At 71.3% G+C, this 3,932-nt stretch carries 4 protein-coding genes; 3 read left to right on the top strand and 1 reads right to left on the bottom strand.

The window, feature by feature from the left end; genetic code table 11:
- Nucleotides 1–762 (bottom strand): amidase family protein (locus tag HMPREF0731_RS15410; RefSeq protein WP_007005094.1); only part of this gene is annotated, 762 nt, incomplete at its 3' end.
- Nucleotides 763–867: 105 nt separating this feature from the next.
- Between HMPREF0731_RS15410 and HMPREF0731_RS15415 the strand changes: the two genes are divergently transcribed.
- From HMPREF0731_RS15415 to HMPREF0731_RS25595, 3 genes are all read left to right on the top strand, one after another.
- Nucleotides 868–1,806 carry a GntR family transcriptional regulator gene (locus HMPREF0731_RS15415; RefSeq protein ID WP_007005095.1) on the top strand — a complete coding sequence of 313 codons (939 nt, stop codon included), beginning with the start codon at nucleotides 868–870 and terminating at the stop codon, nucleotides 1,804–1,806.
- 104 nt (nucleotides 1,807–1,910) lie between these two features.
- On the top strand, nucleotides 1,911–3,248 hold the full coding sequence (gene aptA / locus HMPREF0731_RS15420) for an omega-aminotransferase AptA (RefSeq protein WP_007005096.1): 1,338 nt from the start codon (nucleotides 1,911–1,913) through the stop codon (nucleotides 3,246–3,248).
- 153 nt (nucleotides 3,249–3,401) lie between these two features.
- The coding region (locus tag HMPREF0731_RS25595; RefSeq protein WP_051014784.1) for a hypothetical protein at nucleotides 3,402–3,932 on the top strand (531 nt) is incomplete at its 3' end.

Raw genomic sequence — 3,932 nt, forward strand, 5'->3', positions numbered from 1 at the left:
CGGATCGGGCACCGCCATGGCGGCGAAGGCCAGGCGCTGGTCGCGCAGCGAGCGCGTCAGCGGCCCCTGCACCGCCATCAGCTGGCTGGTGATGCTGGCATGGCCCTTGGCGCTGGGGTTGAAGGAGGGGATGCGGCCGAGCCCCGGGCGCAGCCCGAACACGCCGCAGCAATAGGCCGGGTAGCGGACGGAGCCGGCGATGTCATTGCCATGCGCGATCGGGCCGAACCCCGCCGCGACGGCGGCCGCCGCGCCGCCGGAGGAGCCACCCGGCGTCGCCCGCGCATCCCAGGGGTTCCGCGTGTCGCCATGCAGGCTGTTCTCGGTGAACCAGCGCATGGAGTAGCAGGGGGTGTTGGTGCGGCCGATGATCACTGCCCCGGCGCGGCGCAGATTGGCCACCACCGGATTGTCCTCATGGGCCATGTGGTCGCGATAGGCGGCGATGCCGCCATCGCTCGGGTGGCCGGCCTGGTCGGTGTTCACCTTGATGGTCACCGGCACGCCATGCAGCGGCGGCAATGTCTCTCCGTGGCGGCGCGCGGTATCGGCGGCGTCGGCGGCCGCCAGCGCCTCGGCATCCATGCGCCGCACCACGGCGTTCAGCGACCCGTTCAGCGCGTCCATGCGGTCGAGGCAGGAACGCACCGCCTCGCGGCTGGAGATCTCGCCCTGGCGGATCCGCTGTGCCAGCTCCGCCGCATCCGCCTGCCACAGCGCATCCGTCTCGCCGGCCGCCAGGCTATGCTGGGCCAGGCTCATGCGGCGGCTCCGGCAACGGAGAGGAAGGGCTGGGCTCGGGACATCGCGAACTCCGCTGGTCGGTCCCGAAACGCTAGTGTACTTTGAGCGGACAGGAAACAGAAAATGCCGCCCGAACCCAGCCGATTGCAACGCGACCTGATCCACCGCCTGGTCGAGGCGCTGCGCCGCGACGCGGTGCCCCCCGGCACAAGGCTGACCGAGCCGGGCCTGGCCCGCATGCTGCAGGTCTCCCGCACCCCGGTGCGCGCGGTGATGGAGGAACTGGCGCGGCGCGGCGTGCTGGCCCGGCGCGAGGGCGGCGGCTACCTGCTGGCCGCGCTGCCGCCGCCCGAGGCCGATGGCGAGCCGGCCGAGGGGGCGGATGCGGTCGAGCAGCTCTGCATCCGCATCGCCGAGGACCGGGTGGCGCAGCGCCTGCCGGCCGAGGTGACCGAGGCCGACCTGATGCGCCGCTACGATGTCCGCCGCGCCTTCCTGCTGCGCGTGCTGGGGCGGCTGGCCGAGGTCGCCATGGTGGAGCGCAAGCCCGGCCATGGCTGGCAGTTCATGCCGAGCCTGGAGGATCGCCGCTCCCGCGCCGAGAGCTACGCGCTGCGCCTGGTGCTGGAGCCGGCGGCGCTGCTGCAGCCGGGCTACGCCCTGGCGCCGGGCTGGGTGGAGCAGATGCGCCGCGCCCACCAGGCGATGCTGGAGCGGCCCTGGAAGGACACCGACAGCATCCGCCTGTTCGAGATGAACGCCGCCTTCCATGAGGGGCTGGTGGCCGGGGCGGGCAACCGGCACATGCTGCTGGTGGTGCAGCAGCAGAACCGGCTGCGCCGCTTCCTGAACTATGACTGGGGCTATGGCTTCGCCCGCGTCGTCGCCTCTTGCACCGAGCATCTCGAGATCCTCGACCGCATCGACCAGGGCGAGATGGAGATCGCCTCGCTGCTGCTGCGCCGCCACCTGGAGCGCGCCAGCGTGCTGCCGCACCATCCCGGGCAGGAGGAGGGGCTGCGCCGCGCGGCCGAGGCGGGGGCCGCGCCGCTTCCCGCTTGACGCGCGGCCTTCCTCCGGGCGGAATGTCTTTTAGCATTAGAAAATGCGCTTCATTCCGAAGCCCGGCAGGCGGGCCGGGCGGGGCGCGCGCTGCGGAGGCTGTGATGACCACCACCCTGGACGAGGCACCGCTCAGCCGCGAGGCGATGGAGGCCTTCTGGCTGCCCTTCACCGCCAACCGCCAGTTCAAGGCCAATCCCCGGATCTTCACCGGCGCGCGCGGCATGTACTATTCCACCGCCGAGGGGCGGCAGGTGATGGACGCCATGGCCGGGCTGTGGTGCGTCAATGCCGGCCATGCCGCGCCGCGCATCGCCGACGCCATCAAGCGCCAGGCCGGTGCGCTGGACTACGTCTCCTCCTTCGGCATGAGCCATCCGCTGGCCTTCACCCTCGCCACGCGCATCACCGCGATGGCGCCGCAGGGCATCGACCACATCTTCTTCGTCAATTCCGGGTCGGAGGCGGTGGACACCGCGCTGAAGATCGCCCGCGCCTATCACCAGGCGCGCGGCGATGGCCGCCGCACCAGGCTGATCGGCCGCGCCAAGGGCTATCACGGCATGGGCTTCGGCGGGCTCTCGGTCGCCGGCATCGCCCGCCACCGGCGCGATTTCGGCCCGCTGCTGGGCGATGTCGACCATCTGCCGCACACCCACCACCCCGAGCACAACGCCTTCTCCCGCGGCCGTCCCGCCTGGGGCGCGCATCTGGCCGATGAGCTGGAGGCGCTGTGCCAGATCCATGACGCCTCGACCATCGCCGCCGTCATCGTCGAGCCGGTCACCGGCTCGGGTGGTGTGCTGCCGCCGCCGGTCGGTTACCTGGAGCGTCTGCGCGAGATCTGCGACCGGCACGGCATCCTGCTGATCTTCGACGAGGTGATCACCGGCTTCGGCCGCATCGGCGCGCCGTTTGCCGCCAACGCCTTCGGCGTCACCCCCGACATCATCACCTGCGCCAAGGGCATGACCAATGGCGCGGTACCGATGGGCGGCGTGCTGGTGCATCGCCGCGTGCATGACGCCTTCATGGAAGGTGCGCCGGAAGCGGTCGAGCTGATGCATGGCTATACCTATTCCGCGCATCCGCTGGCCTGCGCCGCCGGCCTCGCCGCCCTTGATACCTATCAGGAGGAAGGGTTGTTCGCGCGCTGCGCCGACATCTCGCCGGTGTGGGAAGCGGCGGCGCATGCGCTGCAGGGCAAGCCGCATGTCGTCGACATCCGCAATATCGGCCTGCTCGCCGCGATCGAACTGGCGCCGCGCCCGGGGGCGGCGGGCGAGCGCGGCGCCGCCGTGCTGCGCCATTGCATCGACAAGGACATCCTGATCCGCGCCGCCGGCGACACGCTGGTGCTGTCGCCGCCGCTGATCATCTCGGACGCCGAGATCGAGCGGCTGTTCGGCACCATCGCCGAGGCGCTGTCCGGACTGAACTGACGCGCCGCTGCCGGCGCCTGGCCGGGGATGCGCGTCCCCCGGCCAGGGTTTCACGGCGAAATCGCAGGAATCACAGGATCTTGGTGCAGAAAACCCTTTTCCGCCCCGGCAAGGTTGCCTATCTGTACCATTATGAGCGATGCGCAACGGTCGATGCGGAGCCGTCTCCCCTGGGAGCTGCATCCGTCGCTGAGGGAAGATCGCCTGGTCGCCGCCGCGCGGCTGCTGGTCCGCGGCCGTGAGCAGGCGCTGCGCATGGCCGATTACGAGGCCGGCGACGATCCCTGGTCGGTCGGCTGCCGCGCCTATTCCTTCAGCCGCCACCAGTTGCGCGCCGCCGCCGAGGCCGGGCGCTATCCCTGGCTCGGTGTGCTCGACCGCACGCATCACTTCGTCTTCCTGATCGACGGCATCCCCGTGCGCTTCTATCGCGGCGATGCCGAGGACCCGAACCGCCGCACCCTGCGCCAGCAGGAGGATGAGGCGGCGCAGATGGCCATGGCCTTCGGCGGCGAGACGGAGAGCAGCCAGGGGCTGATGTTCCGCTTCGCGCTGGAGCCGGCCGAGCGCGGCGGCATCGAGCGTGTCGTCTTCCTGGCCCTGCGCGGCGAGGAAGGCCGCGCCGAATGCTTCTGGCCGGTGCCGCTGCCGCCGCCCGCCACCGCCGTGCCCAGCACGCCCCGG

Source organism: Pseudoroseomonas cervicalis ATCC 49957, from assembly GCF_000164635.1.
Lineage (GTDB): Bacteria > Pseudomonadota > Alphaproteobacteria > Acetobacterales > Acetobacteraceae > Pseudoroseomonas > Pseudoroseomonas cervicalis.

Coding starts and splice junctions, on each gene's coding strand:
- HMPREF0731_RS15415 (WP_007005095.1), top strand. CDS start 868: ATGCCGCCCGAACCCAGCCGATTGCAACGCGACCTGATCCACCGCCTG.
- aptA (WP_007005096.1), top strand. CDS start 1,911: ATGACCACCACCCTGGACGAGGCACCGCTCAGCCGCGAGGCGATGGAG.